Consider the following 13,226-nt stretch of genomic DNA (forward strand, 5'->3'; position numbering starts at 1 on the left):
AAACCATTGCGGCGGGCACGAAAGGCTCAATCAAATTTATGGCGTACCGCCCCCGGCTCTCAAGCCGAAAGCGACACTTGCATCAGAATACCGCTCTTCGGAAAGAATCGAATAACGTGTACTGACGTTCAAGAATCAACTTTTATCCAGACCGTAGGCAGAATGCAAAGTGCGAACTGCAAGTTCGGCATAGGCACCGTCGATCAGGATGGAAATCTTAATTTCCGAGGTGGTGATAGCCTTGATGTTGATGTTCTTTTCAGCCAGCGCCTTGAACGCGCTCGCGGCAACGCCCGCATGGCTGCGCATGCCGATACCGATGACCGACACCTTGGCAAGGCCGGTTTCGTTCTGCACGACGTCGAAGCCGATCTGCGCCTTGTTGTCTTCCAGAACCTTCAGCGCCTTGGGAGCGTCGCCTGAGGGAACCGTAAAGGTCATGTCCGTGCGCGAACCGTCTTCAGAGATGTTCTGAACGATCATATCGACATTGATATGCGCTTCAGCGAGCGGGCCGAAGATAGCGGCCGAAACGCCGGGGCGATCCGAGAGGCGACGCAGCGAGATTTGCGCTTCATCCTTGGCATAGGCGATGCCGGTTACGACTTCCTGTTCCACGATTTCATCCTCGTCACAAATCAAAGTACCGGGCGGGTTGATAAGGTCACCCATGCCCGGCGCATCGGGATCTTCAAAACTGGAGCGCACGAAGGTACGAACCTTGTGCACCATGGCAAGCTCGACCGAACGGACCTGCAAAACCTTGGCGCCAAGCGACGCCATTTCGAGCATTTCCTCAAACGCCACCTTTTTCAGGCGCCGTGCCTTCGGCTCGATGCGGGGGTCGGTCGTGTAGACGCCATCCACATCGGTGTAGATGTCGCAGCGATCGGCCTTGACGCCAGCGGCAATGGCAACGGCGGAGGTATCGGAACCACCACGGCCGAGTGTTGCAATGCGGTTGTCCGGGCCGAGACCCTGGAAGCCGGCGATGACGGCCACCTGACCCTCGCCCATGCGGCGAATGATATCGGAACCGTCAATGTCGAGAATGCGGGCAGCGCCATGGGCGTTGTCGGTGCGGATCGGAATCTGCCAGCCCTGCCAGGAGCGGGCATTCACACCCATCGACTGAAGCGCGATCGCCAGAAGACCGGATGTGACCTGCTCGCCAGACGCAACGACGGCATCATATTCACGGGCATCGTAAAAGGACGCGGAACCGCTGGCACCGGCGACTTTCGGCGTGTTCTGCACCCAGTCGACCAGTTCATTGGTTTTTCCGGACATGGCCGAAACCACCACGGCCACTTCATGGCCGGCATCCACTTCACGTTTCACATGCCGCGCGACATTGTGAATACGTTCGAGGTTTGCGACGGACGTACCGCCGAATTTCATGACAATGCGAGCCATAGCCTAGACCAGTACCATCCCACTGCGCCGCGCGAGCGGCAGATAAGCACACACCCCGTTTCCCCCGGAAAGACCGGGCTGTCAGGTTGCGGGTCTCTTAGCGAAAAGGATAAGGCCATGCAATGCCGTTTGTGAACCATGCGGTACGGTTATGGACGCGTGCCCGCGCCGCGCTCCAGACAAGCCTTTGCGCCAAAATCGGCAAGCGTACCGTCCCGCACTGTACAAATGCGGGCAATCGCAGTAAAAGCGCGCCACATGAATTGGCCATAGTGGCCCTCAACGGCCTGTGTGGCGTCGTCCGTTTGGGACAAATGCAGGCATCCATATTCCGAAAGACGGTAGATGACAGACACTCAGGGTATCGCCCCTGCGATTGCGCAGGCGTTGGAAAAGCGCGGCTATAAAGACTTGACCCCCGTTCAGCAGGCCATGCTGGACCCGGAGCTTGCAGACAAGGATGCGCTGGTTTCGGCGCAGACCGGCTCTGGCAAGACGGTCGCTTTCGGCATTGCGCTGGCGCGGACCCTGCTCACGAAGGGCGACCGGTTCGGCGCGGCCGCGGCCCCGCTGGCTCTCGCCATTGCCCCAACCCGCGAACTCGCCATGCAGGTGAAGCGCGAGCTTGAGTGGCTCTATGAATTTGCCGGCGTTTCGATCTCCTCCTGTGTGGGTGGTATGGATATCCGTAACGAGCGCCGGGCGCTGGAACGCGGCTCCCATATCGTCGTCGGTACGCCTGGCCGTATCTGCGACCACATCAAGCGCGGCGCACTCGACCTGTCGTCGCTGCGCGCCGTGGTGCTCGACGAAGCAGACGAGATGCTCGATCTCGGCTTCCGCGAGGATCTCGAATTCATTCTGGAGGAATCTCCGGAAGATCGCCGGACGCTGATGTTCTCCGCCACCGTTCCGCGCAGCATTGCCAAGCTTGCCGAAAGCTACCAGAAGAACGCGGTGCGCATCGCCTCTGCGTCCGAACAGAAGCAGCACGTCGATATCGAATACCGCGCCATGATGGTCGCTCCCTCGGATCGTGAGCACGCCATCATCAACGCGCTGCGTTTCTACGAGGCGCGCAACGCCATCGTCTTCTGCTCGACACGCGCTGCCGTCAACCACCTGACAGCGCGCCTCAACAATCGTGGCTTCTCTGTCGTCGCCCTTTCCGGCGAGCTATCGCAGAACGAGCGCACCCACGCGCTTCAGGCCATGCGTGACGGCCGCGCCCGCGTTTGCGTGGCCACCGATGTGGCTGCTCGCGGTATCGACCTCCCCGGCCTTGAACTCGTGATCCACGCCGACCTACCGACCAATTCCGAAACGCTTCTTCACCGCTCGGGCCGTACCGGTCGTGCTGGACAGAAGGGTGTCAGCGCGATCGTCGTTCCCATCAACCAGCGCCGCAAGGCCGAGCGTCTCCTCGAAGGCGCGAAGGTCAGCCCCGCCTGGGTTCATCCGCCTTCTGCCGACGAGATCGTCGAACGCGATGGTGCCCGCCTCCTGGCAGATCCATCCCTGAACGAAGCGGTTACCGATGAAGAACGCGATTTCGTCACCAAGCTTCTGGAGCAACATGGCGCTGAAAAGGTCGCGGCGGCCTTCGTGCGCATGTACCATTCCGGTCGCTCTGCCCCTGAAGACATTGCGGAAGTTGCACTGGACGGCCGCAAGCCGCGTCGCGACAGCTTCGAAACTGTCGAGAATAACGCGCCGCGCCGTGAACGCTCCGACTTTGCCGATAGCGCCTGGTTCACCCTTTCGGTCGGGCGCAAGCAGAATGCCGAACCTCGCTGGTTGATCCCGATGCTCTGCCATTTCGGCAAGCTGACGCGTCAGGATATCGGCGCGATCCGCATGCAGCAGACGGAAACCTACGTGGAACTGGCAGCTGACGCCGTCGACCGCTTCGAGTCCGCTCTCGGCAAAGACATGACGCTCGAAAAGGGTATCCGGGTCAAGGCCATGGAAGGCAAGCCGGAAATGACCGGCAAGCCCCGCGAGGACACCCGTCCGCCAAAGGCTCAAAAGAAATTTGCAGGCAAGGGTGATTTCGGTGGCGAGCGCCGGGGCGAAGACAAGCCCTGGAAGAAAAAAGCCAACGCCACCGGCGACAAACCCGCCAAGTTCGAAGGCAAGAAAGACAAGCCCTTCGAAAAGCGCGGACCTAAGAAAAAAGACCCCGCATAAATAAAGCCCGGCGCGAAGCCGGGCTTTTTAGTTTTAACGGTTTTCGCAGTTACGATCTCCGGGGCGGCACCACATTCCGCCGCCCTGATCGGACGGCTCAACTTGCTGCTCCTGCCAGCGACGCTGGCGCTCGCCATCATTCCAGTTGCGATCACGCTCGCCATCTCGGTTCCGGTCGCGCTCCCAACGGGGGCGATCGCCGTCACGGTCACGCTGACGCTCCCTGTCTCGCTCCATCCGCTGCTGCTCGCGGTCACGGCGATCGCGGTCGCCCTGATTCCAGTTGCCGTAACGCTCTTCCCAGCGTCCGTCATTGGGGCCAGGACCGCGCCGGTCGCGCCATTCTTCCCGCGGCGGACGCGGACGATCGCGATCAGCCCATGGCGGCGGTGCATTCCAGTAGCCACCGGCAGGCGGCGGGCGACGCCAGCGATCACGCTCGCGGTAAAAGTCACGGTCGCGATAGTAGCGATCCCAATAGCGGCCCACTTCGAAGGTGATGACCGGAACACCCAGATCGCGATAGTAGCGTGGCTCGACATAGACACGGTTCTGGCGATAGAGCGCCTGGATATAACGCCCGGCCACCCAGCCGCGTCCATAGCTGAAGGACACGTCGCACCAGGGCGTATCGGACAGGCAGCCGTGGATAGTGAGCGGCGCGCCATCCGGAATGACCACGACGGCAGGATAGGCGGTGCTCGGGCCGGAGCGCATGTTGACGTTTGCGGTCGCAAATCCGCGCGTCGCTGCTTCAGCGAGCGCAGGTGCGGCCATGAGCGCCAGGAGCGCAATCGCTCCAAATAGTTTCTTCTTCACTTTTTTCTCCTCAAGCAAAGGCCTGGCCACCGATGTCGGCAATCAGTATGGGAAAAATACGCTCCCCTTGCTGAACGCAGCATGAAACGAAAAGCCCGCTAAAACAGTTCCTTGCGTCGATGGATCGCGGTGAATGATCCCAGCTGTGGAAGCCCGACCCTTGACTTCACCACCCAATCATCCGACTTCAGGCTAAAAGACATTCAGGAGATGACCATGAGCGAGACCGCGAAAACGACGATCGACCAGAGCGAAGTGGATCGCTTTTCCGCCATGGCCGCAGAGTGGTGGAGCCCGACAGGGAAATTCCGTCCGCTGCACAAATTCAATCCCGTCAGGCTCGAATTTATCCGCAACCGGGTGTGTGAAAATTTTGGCCGCGACCCGAAGGCTCATCGGCCGCTGGAGGGTTTGCGCTTCCTCGACATCGGCTGTGGGGGCGGGCTGCTGTCCGAGCCGATGGCTCGCATGGGCGCCGAGGTCGTTGGCGCCGATCCTTCTGAGAAAAATATCGGCATTGCGTCTACCCATGCGCGCGAAAGCGGCGTTCCCGTCGACTATCGGGCAGTGACTGCCGAACAGTTGCAGGCGGCGGGTGAGACGTTTGACGTGATCCTCAACATGGAGGTGGTCGAGCACGTGGCCGACGTGAACCTCTTTCTAAACACCTGTGCGCAGATGGTTCGCCCCGGCGGGCTGATGTTCGTCGCAACGATCAACAGAACGCTGAAGGCACGCGCACTCGCCATCTTTGCTGCCGAAAATGTCTTGAAGTGGTTGCCACGCGGAACGCATCAATATGAAAAGCTGGTGCGACCCGAGGAAGTGGAACGTCCTTTAACCGCCAACGGCCTGGAGATCGTTCACCGCACCGGCGTTTTCTACAACGTTCTGCAGGACCGGTGGAACCTGTCTCCCGATATGGATGTCAACTACATGATGCTGGCCAAACGCCCGGCCTGAGAGCGCGTTTGAAGCCGAGGCTTCAATTCACATCGTCGGGGAGAAGGGGAAGAGGTGCTACCTCGATCCCTTCTTCCACAAGCGCTTTAACGTCCTCTATGGAAGCCTGACCGATGATGCCGCGCTCTTGCGCCTCGCCATAGTGGATTTTGCGAGCCTCTTCTGGAAATTTGTCTCCGACATCTTCGGCGCTGGCCCGGATGCTCGCGACCGTTTCCCTGATTTTCGCCAGGACTTCCTTTTTTCCCGCATCCATCGCCAGCGTGTGCATCGCCTCTTTCTTCCGTCCGGTCGAGACTGAAGGCGCCATCAGTGTCTTGTCGATGGCCTGTGAATTGCACACCGGGCAGCTAACGAGCCCACGCTCGCGCTGGCTGTCGAAATCGGCGCTGCCCGAGAACCATCCATCGAAGGCATGCGCATGGTCACAGGTCAGCGAGTAGCGGATCAAGCAAGCGCACTCCTAGAAGCCGCCCTGGACGCCACCGTATCGAGTTGAAAGTCGCGCGCGTTCTTCAGGTTGGGGATTTTGCCACGAACGGCGGAAACCTGTTCAGGATCGATATCGGCAACGATGATCTCTTCGCCAGCACCGCCGGCAGAAGCCAGCACCTTGCCCCAAGGGTCGATGATCATCGAATGGCCAAAGGTTTCACGGCCATCTTCATGCTGTCCACCCTGAGCCGCGGCGATGACAAAGGCGCCGTTCTCGATGGCGCGCGCGCGCAGAAGAATTTCCCAATGGGCTTCGCCGGTCTGCTTGGTAAAGGCTGCAGGAACCGTCAGAACCTGCGCGCCGGCGACGGCTTCCGCGCGGAAGAGCGACGGGAAGCGGACGTCGTAGCAGATGGCGAAACCAAAGGTCGCCAGAGGCAGTTCCGCAATGCGTGCCGCTTCACCCGGCTGATAGGTGGCGCTTTCACGCCAGCTCTCGCCATTGTCGAGATCGACATCGAACATGTGGATCTTGTCATAGGTGCAGATGCGGTCTCCATCCGGCGCAAAGAGAAAACCACGATTGGCGATCTTGCCGTCGGGACGCGCAATCGCCGTGGAGCCGACATGAACATAGATCCCGAGTTCACGCGCAAGCTTGGCTGCTGTGGAAACGATGATGTCGCAGGTCTCGTCTTTCAGAACGGCTTGGAGTGCGGCACGGTCGCGCTGCAAAGCGCCGGTCATCTCGGGCGTCTGTACATAGACGGCGCCCTGCGCCACAGCGTCGCGCACCAGCCTCTCCATGGCTTCGGCGTTTCGCTTCGGATCCGTTCCGGAGCACATCTGGATTGCGGCGGCCTTGAAGCTCATGTCTCTCTTCCCAATGTCCATTTGAAACGATCGGCTGTTAAGCTGCCAGAAGCGGATCGAGCTTTCCGTCCCGATCGAGCGCGTAAAGATCGTCGCAGCCACCGACATGCTGCTCGCCTATGAAGATCTGCGGGAAGGTGTTCCGGCCGGACTTGTCCATCATTTCCTGGCGATATTGCGGATTTTCCGTCGCATTATATTCGGTGAAATTCACGTTCTTGCTCTGCAGCAGGGCCTTGGCGCGGGCGCAATAGCCGCAGAAATCGCGCGTATAGATCGTAACGGATGCCATGTATCTCAACCTCTAAAGCTGCGTGGAGCATGAATTTTGCATGTCATATAGGCCCGGATATGGCCATTGCAAAGGTCAAAACCGTGACTTGCGCCGCACCTGATTTTTTCAGCCGCTTCGCCGCCGCCGAGACTGTGGCTCCAGTGGTGTAGACATCGTCCACAAGCACCACGCGCTTGCCGAAAATCTCGGCCTCCTGCCCCGGCGAAAGCGCAAAGGCGCCTTGGACGTTCTTCTTTCGCGCAACAGCCGAAAGCCCTACCTGACGGCTGGTCGACTTCACCCTGATCAGGGTCGCCGGCAGAAAAGGCTTTCCGGCAATCGCCGCCAGATGCCGTGCAAGTTCGGCGGATTGATTGAAACGGCGCGAGAAAAACCGCCAGCGATGAAGCGGAACAGGAATGATGCAATCACATTGAGCAAGCGCTTCGCCGCCTGCCCTTGCCATCCACAATGCCATCAGACCTGCTAGATCCGTACGGTCCTGATATTTCAATTGGTGGACCAACTTGCGGGCTGGCCCGTCGTAAATCGTCGCGGACCTGAGGCGATCGAAGCTCGGCGGATTGGATATGGCTTCAGCGCTGACCATTCCTTCGCCGTGATCATAGACGAAGGGGATGCCGAGAACCTCGCAATAGGGCCGCTCGATGAATTTTATCTCTGGCCAGCATTGAACACAGAAGGCCCCGGCGCCACCTGTGGCGCGACCGCAGCCGGCACAGGCAGGCGGGTAGATGACATCACTGACATAGCGAAGCAGCCGATGCAGGGGCGTTACGACAATCTGCCTTGGAACCATCGCCTTCCCCTTATGCTCCCGCGCTTGACAATAGGGGGAAAGGGGTGCCTTTGCGACAGCAAAGTTATCACAGGTTCACCAATGGACATTCTTTTCGACCCTCAACTTGTTGAACGCCACCGTGAGCGCGCATTGCAGATTGGAGATCGTCAGGCTCACTTTCTGCTGAATATTGCGGCAGACGAAATCGCCGACCGCATTGCGATCGTCGAGCGCCATTTCGATACCGCAATCGAGCTTCACGGCGCGACGGGTGTTACCGCCCAGCGGGTCGTGGAAACCGGCAAGGTAGGCTCGATGACCCGGATCGAGACCAGTGACGAATTTCTTGTCCGTGAGCCGAACTCGAAAATCTCATCCCTTGAAAACCTCGGGCTTGAACCTGCTTCCGCCAACCTCGTGATCTCACCGCTCTCGCTGCATTTGACCAATGACACGCCGGGAACGCTGATCCAGATTCGCAAGGCGCTGAAGCCGGATGGCCTGTTTCTCGCCGCCCTTCCTGGCAGCGGCACGCTGCAGGAGCTTCGCGACGTTCTTCTGGCAACGGAGGTGGAACTGCTTGGCGGCGCAAGCCCACGCGTCATTCCCTTTGCCGATGTGCGCGATATTGGCGCGCTCTTGCAGCGCGCGGGATTTGCCTTGCCGGTCACGGATACGGAAACCTATACGGTGCGCTACGATTCCATCTTCCCGCTGATGCGCGACCTGCGCGCCATGGGCATGGCAAATCCGCTTATGGGCCGCAGCCGGACACCGCTGACCCGACGCTTCTTCATGCGCGCAGCAGAACTTTACGCGGAACGATACAGCGATCCAGATGGACGGATCAGGGCCACCTTCTCCATCATCTACATGTCAGGCTGGGCACCGCATGAGAGCCAGCAGAAGCCGCTGAAACCCGGCTCTGCCAACGTCAGGCTTGCGGATGCATTAAAGGGAAAAAGCTCCTGAAAGTGACACTCGTGCGCTTAAAACAGATACTTTCAGGAGGGCAAGGCGTTGGTGAGGGCTTCGACAATGGTCGTTAACACGCCCAGGAGACTGTCACGCACGCCCCCCAGTCCAAGGATCAAGGCGCCGCCAATAATGCCAATCAGAAGGCCATATTCCACGGCGGTCGCGCCGCGCGTATCGGTGACGAAATTCCAAAAGTAACGCGAGATACAATTTTTTCCGTGCAAATCACAAACCCCTGCCGGACAGACGCAATAGAAACGTCCTCAATCAACATGCTTGCGATAATGGATCAACAACATATCTATTTCGTTACCGTACCTTCGACTTTTCTCCGATAGGTAGTGAAACAGTGGCATTGGTTGTTGCTGTACTGAAGAGACGTTTAAACCACGCCCCATATCTTGCAATACTGATCTATTGCGAGACGGATCAGCAATCGCGCCCGCTGTTATAGCCATCTACGATGCAGACGGACCCGGGCATGGGCTGCGTGATACTGCGACGAATGCTGTAGGTCGTTGGCTGATCGCCGCGCTTGATCGAACCGGTGCTGATCATGTCGATATTGTCCGGCACCTGCGCAAAGCGTGCCGGCGAGGTTTTGCCGGCCAGCATGGGCGTTACGATCAATGAGAGCGCGATTGCCACCATGCCAAACAAAAGCGCAACGTTTAAAACGCCGATCCGGCGTGACTTGGCGGAATAAGACTGGCGGTCTTCAACGGTTTTCCAGAAATCCTCATTCATCACTCGGCCTCACTACGCGCCATTTACCAAATCTTCAGCACTGCAATGTGCCAGAGCTTGCTAAACGATCGGTTAACGGCGTGCCGTTTCGGGACGCGTGGGCCGGTTGAAAAGCGCTGCTTTTCGGCCTTTTCACAGAAATTTCAGAGAAGATCCTGAAGATAGGGGATGAGAGGCTCGTCAGCGGGCGGCATGGGGTAGTCGCGCAGAGCCTGCGGCCTGACCCATTTTACAGTCTGGCCTTCCCGCCCATGGGGTATGCCTTCGTAGCGGCGACAGACATAAAGCGGCATCAACAGGTGGAACGTCTCATAGGTGTGGCTGGCAAAGGTGAGCGGCGCAAGGCAGGCGACCTTGGTGGTAATGCCGAGCTCTTCATTCAGTTCACGCACCAGCGTCTCTTCAGGCGTTTCGCCCTGCTCGACCTTGCCACCGGGAAATTCCCAGAGTCCGGCAAGCGACTTGCCCTCCGGTCGCTGAGCGAGAAGTATCCGGCCATCGTGATCCACAAGGGCGCAAGCCACGACAAGCAGGATCTTCTTGAACGGCTCATCCATCACGAATTGTCCTTGCCCCAATAGCGATAGGTATAAGCCTCTTCGAAACCGAACTTCTCATAAAGAGCGAGCGCCGGCACATTGGTTGAGACGACCTGCAGCCACGCCGTCTTTGCGCCGCTGATCCGAGCCCAACGCAATGCCGAGGTGAGGATTTCACTGCCTACACCCATGCGCCGCGCAGCGCTCGCTACTTCGAGGGAAAGAACACCTGCGAGATCATTGTCCTGCACACAGATGACTGTGGCGTGCGGATCACCTTCTACCTCTTCCTTGATGAAGAGGCCCAGATTGGGCTTGATCGAACTGACGATCTCAGCGATCGGAGAGCGGAGGGATAGGTCTTCGTTGCCCACCTTGAGGCTCGCTTCCACGAACCTGCCGATATCATGGGTCGGGAGATGAGCCATGGTCTCCGGCAATTCGGCATTAACCAGATCGGCCGTCATCACCTTTACCTCCTCGAAAACGGTCCAGCCATTATCGTAGAGGTGCGCCCTGAGTTCAGGCGGCATCAGCGTCGTCTCGCGAATGATCAGCGGTCTGCCGAAATCCTCGAAGCGACGGCGCGCCTTTTCCAGTCGCACATCGCAATTGCCGTAATCGGACGGATCCAGAGGCACGACACAATTGATGCGCTTGGAGGGATGCGAGCCCGTCAACCGGATTTGCCAACTGCCATCATAAATGACCGACGAAGCCGGCCAGGCACGAAAGCTTACCGCCTCCAGGCGGCGAACGAGTGGCAAATTGACGGCACTGCTATGCATGGGTTTGGCCTCCACCGTTTAGCTCCGGTAGTCGCCGTTGATTTCGACATATTCCTTGGTGAGATCGCAAGTCCAAACTGTTGCCACGCCACTACCAAGCCCGATATCCACCTTTACCGGAATATCCTGCTGCTTCATCACGGCGGTGGCTTCCGCTTCGGAATAGGACGGGTCGCGTTCGCCATTGACGGCAACACGGACATGTCCGAACGAAATGGCCAGCCGGTCGCGATCGGCAAGCTCGCCGGACTTGCCGACGGCCATGACGATGCGGCCCCAATTGGCGTCTTCTCCGGCAACTGCGGTTTTGACCAGCGGAGAATTAGCTATGGAAAGCGCAATCTTCTTGGCGGCGGCATCGCTTTCAGCGCCGGTAACCGTCACTTCCACCATCTTGCGCGCGCCTTCGCCGTCCCGCACGACCTGAAGAGCGAGGTCTTTCAGGAGGTCGTTAAGTGCGGCTCGGAAGCTTTCGAGCTGCGCATCATCTGCGTTTTCGATACGCGCCTGACCGTCGACAGAAGCAGCGCCGGTGGCAAACAGCATCAAGGTATCGGAGGTCGACGTATCGCTGTCGACCGTCACGGAGTTGAACGTCGGGCCGACGCCTGCGGACAAAAGCGCCTGCAAGGCAGGCGACGCAATGTCGGCGTCAGTCACGACGTAGGAAAGCATGGTCGCCATGTCGGGTGCAATCATGCCCGCACCCTTGGCGATGCCATTGATCATGACCTCAACGCCGCCGATCTTGGCGGTGCGCGTTGCGACCTTTGGGTAGGTATCCGTGGTCATGATGGCCTTTGCGGCTTCGAGCCAGAAATCGCCCTTGGCATCGGCATTCATCTGATCGAGAACGCCGGCAAATTTCGAAGCGTCGAGCGGCTCGCCGATCACACCGGTGGATGCCAGAAACACTTCTCTTTCGCTACATCCGACGGCGGCGGCGGCGGATTTACCCGTCAGCTCGGTCGCTGCCCTGCCTTTCTGTCCGGTAAATGCGTTCGCGTTTCCGGAATTGACCACGACCGCCCGCGCGATGCCGCCCGCAAGGTTGGCACGGCAATAGTCCACCGGTGCGGATGGACAACGGGACTTGGTGAACACACCCGCAACGGCGGCCGGTTCGTCAAACACCATCAGGAGAACGTCGGTTCGGTTCTTGTACTTGATGCCAGCGGCAGCCGTCGCCATGCGCACACCGCGGATGACGGGCATCTCAGGATAGGATTTTGGAGCAAGTGGGGAGACGGCAGCGGACATGGAATCGACCTGCGTTAGGGAAGACAATGCTGGAAGCGAGAAAAGGGCGGCTGAACGCCGCCCTCATGCGTGAGGCACTTACTGCTGCGGCTGAGCGTCTTGCGCCTTATTGACCTCGTCATATTCCTTGCGGAGCGTTTCGTCCTTGATATCGACCTTCTGCTCGGCCTTGGCCTTCTTGATGAGATCCATATACTTGTCACGCATGACGAGCTGGCGAACCTGCGGCTCGACCTGCTCGAAGGCTGGCGGAGGCGAGATGCGCTTGTCTTCGACCTTGATGACGTGGAAGCCGAACTGCGACTTGACCGGCTCCTTGGTGTAGGCGCCCTTCTCCAGCTTGAATGCAGCTTCTTCGAATTCCGGAACCATGCGGCCCTTGCCGAACCAGCCGAGATCGCCGCCGTCATCCTTGTTGGAGTCCGTCGACTTTTCCTTTGCCAGTTCCGCGAAATCCTTGCCGGAATCGAGCTGCTTGATCACGTCCTTGGCTTCTTCTTCCGTCGCAACCAGAATGTGGGCAGCCTTGACTTCTTCTTCCTTCGGAAGTGCGGCGACTTCCTTGTCGTAACGTGCCTTCACTTCGGCATCGGTGATCGCGTCAGCCACGTGCTTGCGGAAATAGGCGTTGTGCAATTCGCGGTCGGAGATGAAATTCAGGCGCTTCTTGAAGTCGTCGGTCTTGTCCAGACCTTCGGCAGTCGCACCCTCGACCAGCAGCTTCACTTCGATCGCGCTGGAAAGAGCGGCAACCTTCTTCTGCTCATCCGGGAGCTGAGCCAGCTGAGAGTCGAGATTGCTCATGGCCAGATCGAGTTCCGACTGACGAATCTCGAGATCGCCGACCGTGGCCACCACGGCATCTTCCTGGGCGAAGGCAGGGAAGTGAAGACCAAGCCCGGCCACGATCACGGCAGCGGCGATTCTATTGTAGCGCAACATATTGAACCTTTCGGAGACAAAGCCGGCTCCAGACGTGGTTTTCCGGCTGAAAAAACTTCCAAACACCGGAATGTGGCCATTCTGTAACGGGCAGAACCGTTGACATCATTTGCCCCCCCTCTTATCTGTCACGCAATCTCGCGTCCAGATGCGTTTCGGGGTGTCGTTCGTCATTTGTGCGTTATTGCCGATGACGCTGG

General features: G+C 58.8%; 15 protein-coding genes. 3 read left to right on the top strand and 12 right to left on the bottom strand.

The window, feature by feature from the left end; genetic code table 11:
• Positions 1-135 precede the first annotated feature (135 nt).
• A complete protein-coding gene (locus EYC79_RS17695; RefSeq protein ID WP_062423988.1) occupies positions 136-1,416 on the bottom strand; it encodes an aspartate kinase in 1,281 nt (426 codons plus the stop codon).
• A 345-nt stretch (positions 1,417-1,761) separates the two neighbouring features.
• Here EYC79_RS17695 and EYC79_RS17700 point away from each other — a divergent pair, with 345 nt between their 5' ends.
• Positions 1,762-3,606 carry a DEAD/DEAH box helicase gene (locus EYC79_RS17700; protein WP_130978803.1) on the top strand — a complete coding sequence of 615 codons (1,845 nt, stop codon included), beginning with the start codon at positions 1,762-1,764 and terminating at the stop codon, positions 3,604-3,606.
• Between the two features lie 33 nt (positions 3,607-3,639).
• On the opposite strand, the gene EYC79_RS17705 is transcribed toward EYC79_RS17700, so the two are convergent.
• Positions 3,640-4,425: an SH3 domain-containing protein gene (locus EYC79_RS17705; RefSeq protein ID WP_165457068.1), complete on the bottom strand. Its 786-nt coding sequence runs from the start codon at positions 4,423-4,425 to the stop codon at positions 3,640-3,642.
• A gap of 216 nt (positions 4,426-4,641) precedes the next feature.
• On the opposite strand from EYC79_RS17705, the gene ubiG reads away from it, so the two are divergent.
• Complete coding sequence (ubiG, locus tag EYC79_RS17710; RefSeq protein WP_062423985.1) at positions 4,642-5,388, top strand: bifunctional 2-polyprenyl-6-hydroxyphenol methylase/3-demethylubiquinol 3-O-methyltransferase UbiG; 747 nt, start codon at positions 4,642-4,644, stop codon at positions 5,386-5,388.
• 22 nt (positions 5,389-5,410) lie between these two features.
• On the opposite strand, the gene EYC79_RS17715 is transcribed toward ubiG, so the two are convergent.
• From EYC79_RS17715 to EYC79_RS17730, 4 genes are read right to left on the bottom strand one after another with little or no spacing between them, the layout of a single operon-like run.
• Positions 5,411-5,839, bottom strand: coding sequence for a DUF1178 family protein (locus EYC79_RS17715; RefSeq protein WP_112519524.1), 429 nt, complete (start codon positions 5,837-5,839; stop codon positions 5,411-5,413).
• Positions 5,836-6,696 carry a carbon-nitrogen hydrolase family protein gene (locus EYC79_RS17720; protein WP_112953015.1) on the bottom strand — a complete coding sequence of 287 codons (861 nt, stop codon included), beginning with the start codon at positions 6,694-6,696 and terminating at the stop codon, positions 5,836-5,838. The genes EYC79_RS17715 and EYC79_RS17720 overlap by 4 nt, the downstream gene beginning before the upstream one ends.
• Positions 6,697-6,733: 37 nt before the next feature.
• Positions 6,734-6,988, bottom strand: coding sequence for a glutaredoxin 3 (grxC, locus tag EYC79_RS17725; RefSeq protein ID WP_130978804.1), 255 nt, complete (start codon positions 6,986-6,988; stop codon positions 6,734-6,736).
• 43 nt (positions 6,989-7,031) lie between these two features.
• A complete protein-coding gene (locus tag EYC79_RS17730; RefSeq protein ID WP_130978805.1) occupies positions 7,032-7,790 on the bottom strand; it encodes a ComF family protein in 759 nt (252 codons plus the stop codon).
• An 81-nt stretch (positions 7,791-7,871) separates the two neighbouring features.
• Between EYC79_RS17730 and EYC79_RS17735 the strand changes: the two genes are divergently transcribed.
• Positions 7,872-8,744: a methyltransferase domain-containing protein gene (locus tag EYC79_RS17735; protein WP_130978806.1), complete on the top strand. Its 873-nt coding sequence runs from the start codon at positions 7,872-7,874 to the stop codon at positions 8,742-8,744.
• 32 nt (positions 8,745-8,776) lie between these two features.
• On the opposite strand, the gene EYC79_RS17740 is transcribed toward EYC79_RS17735, so the two are convergent.
• The 6 genes from EYC79_RS17740 to EYC79_RS17765 all read right to left on the bottom strand — a co-directional run bounded on the left by EYC79_RS17740 (position 8,777) and on the right by EYC79_RS17765 (position 13,026).
• On the bottom strand, positions 8,777-8,974 hold the full coding sequence (locus EYC79_RS17740; protein WP_062423979.1) for a Flp family type IVb pilin: 198 nt from the start codon (positions 8,972-8,974) through the stop codon (positions 8,777-8,779).
• 205 nt (positions 8,975-9,179) lie between these two features.
• Complete coding sequence (locus tag EYC79_RS17745) at positions 9,180-9,497, bottom strand: hypothetical protein (protein WP_062423978.1); 318 nt, start codon at positions 9,495-9,497, stop codon at positions 9,180-9,182.
• A 143-nt stretch (positions 9,498-9,640) separates the two neighbouring features.
• Positions 9,641-10,054: an 8-oxo-dGTP diphosphatase MutT gene (gene mutT / locus EYC79_RS17750; protein ID WP_130978807.1), complete on the bottom strand. Its 414-nt coding sequence runs from the start codon at positions 10,052-10,054 to the stop codon at positions 9,641-9,643.
• On the bottom strand, positions 10,054-10,824 hold the full coding sequence (locus EYC79_RS17755; RefSeq protein WP_062423976.1) for a GNAT family N-acetyltransferase: 771 nt from the start codon (positions 10,822-10,824) through the stop codon (positions 10,054-10,056). Before EYC79_RS17755 ends, mutT begins: the two co-directional genes overlap by 1 nt.
• Positions 10,825-10,842: 18 nt before the next feature.
• Positions 10,843-12,084, bottom strand: coding sequence for a bifunctional glutamate N-acetyltransferase/amino-acid acetyltransferase ArgJ (gene argJ / locus EYC79_RS17760; protein WP_130978808.1), 1,242 nt, complete (start codon positions 12,082-12,084; stop codon positions 10,843-10,845).
• Between the two features lie 78 nt (positions 12,085-12,162).
• Positions 12,163-13,026, bottom strand: coding sequence for a peptidylprolyl isomerase (locus tag EYC79_RS17765; protein ID WP_130978809.1), 864 nt, complete (start codon positions 13,024-13,026; stop codon positions 12,163-12,165).
• Positions 13,027-13,226 lie beyond the last annotated feature (200 nt).

Origin of the sequence: Agrobacterium cavarae (assembly GCF_004310285.1) — a bacterium.
Classification (GTDB): Bacteria; Pseudomonadota; Alphaproteobacteria; order Rhizobiales; family Rhizobiaceae; genus Agrobacterium; species Agrobacterium cavarae.

Excerpts from the sequence above, each read along its gene's own strand:
- EYC79_RS17695 (WP_062423988.1), bottom strand. The coding sequence starts at position 1,416 with ATGGCTCGCATTGTCATGAAATTCGGCGGTACGTCCGTCGCAAACCTC.
- EYC79_RS17700 (WP_130978803.1), top strand. The coding sequence starts at position 1,762 with ATGACAGACACTCAGGGTATCGCCCCTGCGATTGCGCAGGCGTTGGAA.
- ubiG (WP_062423985.1), top strand. The coding sequence starts at position 4,642 with ATGAGCGAGACCGCGAAAACGACGATCGACCAGAGCGAAGTGGATCGC.
- EYC79_RS17720 (WP_112953015.1), bottom strand. The coding sequence starts at position 6,696 with ATGAGCTTCAAGGCCGCCGCAATCCAGATGTGCTCCGGAACGGATCCG.
- grxC (WP_130978804.1), bottom strand. The coding sequence starts at position 6,988 with ATGGCATCCGTTACGATCTATACGCGCGATTTCTGCGGCTATTGCGCC.
- EYC79_RS17730 (WP_130978805.1), bottom strand. The coding sequence starts at position 7,790 with ATGGTTCCAAGGCAGATTGTCGTAACGCCCCTGCATCGGCTGCTTCGC.
- EYC79_RS17735 (WP_130978806.1), top strand. The coding sequence starts at position 7,872 with ATGGACATTCTTTTCGACCCTCAACTTGTTGAACGCCACCGTGAGCGC.
- EYC79_RS17745 (WP_062423978.1), bottom strand. The coding sequence starts at position 9,497 with ATGAATGAGGATTTCTGGAAAACCGTTGAAGACCGCCAGTCTTATTCC.
- mutT (WP_130978807.1), bottom strand. The coding sequence starts at position 10,054 with ATGGATGAGCCGTTCAAGAAGATCCTGCTTGTCGTGGCTTGCGCCCTT.
- EYC79_RS17755 (WP_062423976.1), bottom strand. The coding sequence starts at position 10,824 with ATGCATAGCAGTGCCGTCAATTTGCCACTCGTTCGCCGCCTGGAGGCG.
- argJ (WP_130978808.1), bottom strand. The coding sequence starts at position 12,084 with ATGTCCGCTGCCGTCTCCCCACTTGCTCCAAAATCCTATCCTGAGATG.
- EYC79_RS17765 (WP_130978809.1), bottom strand. The coding sequence starts at position 13,026 with ATGTTGCGCTACAATAGAATCGCCGCTGCCGTGATCGTGGCCGGGCTT.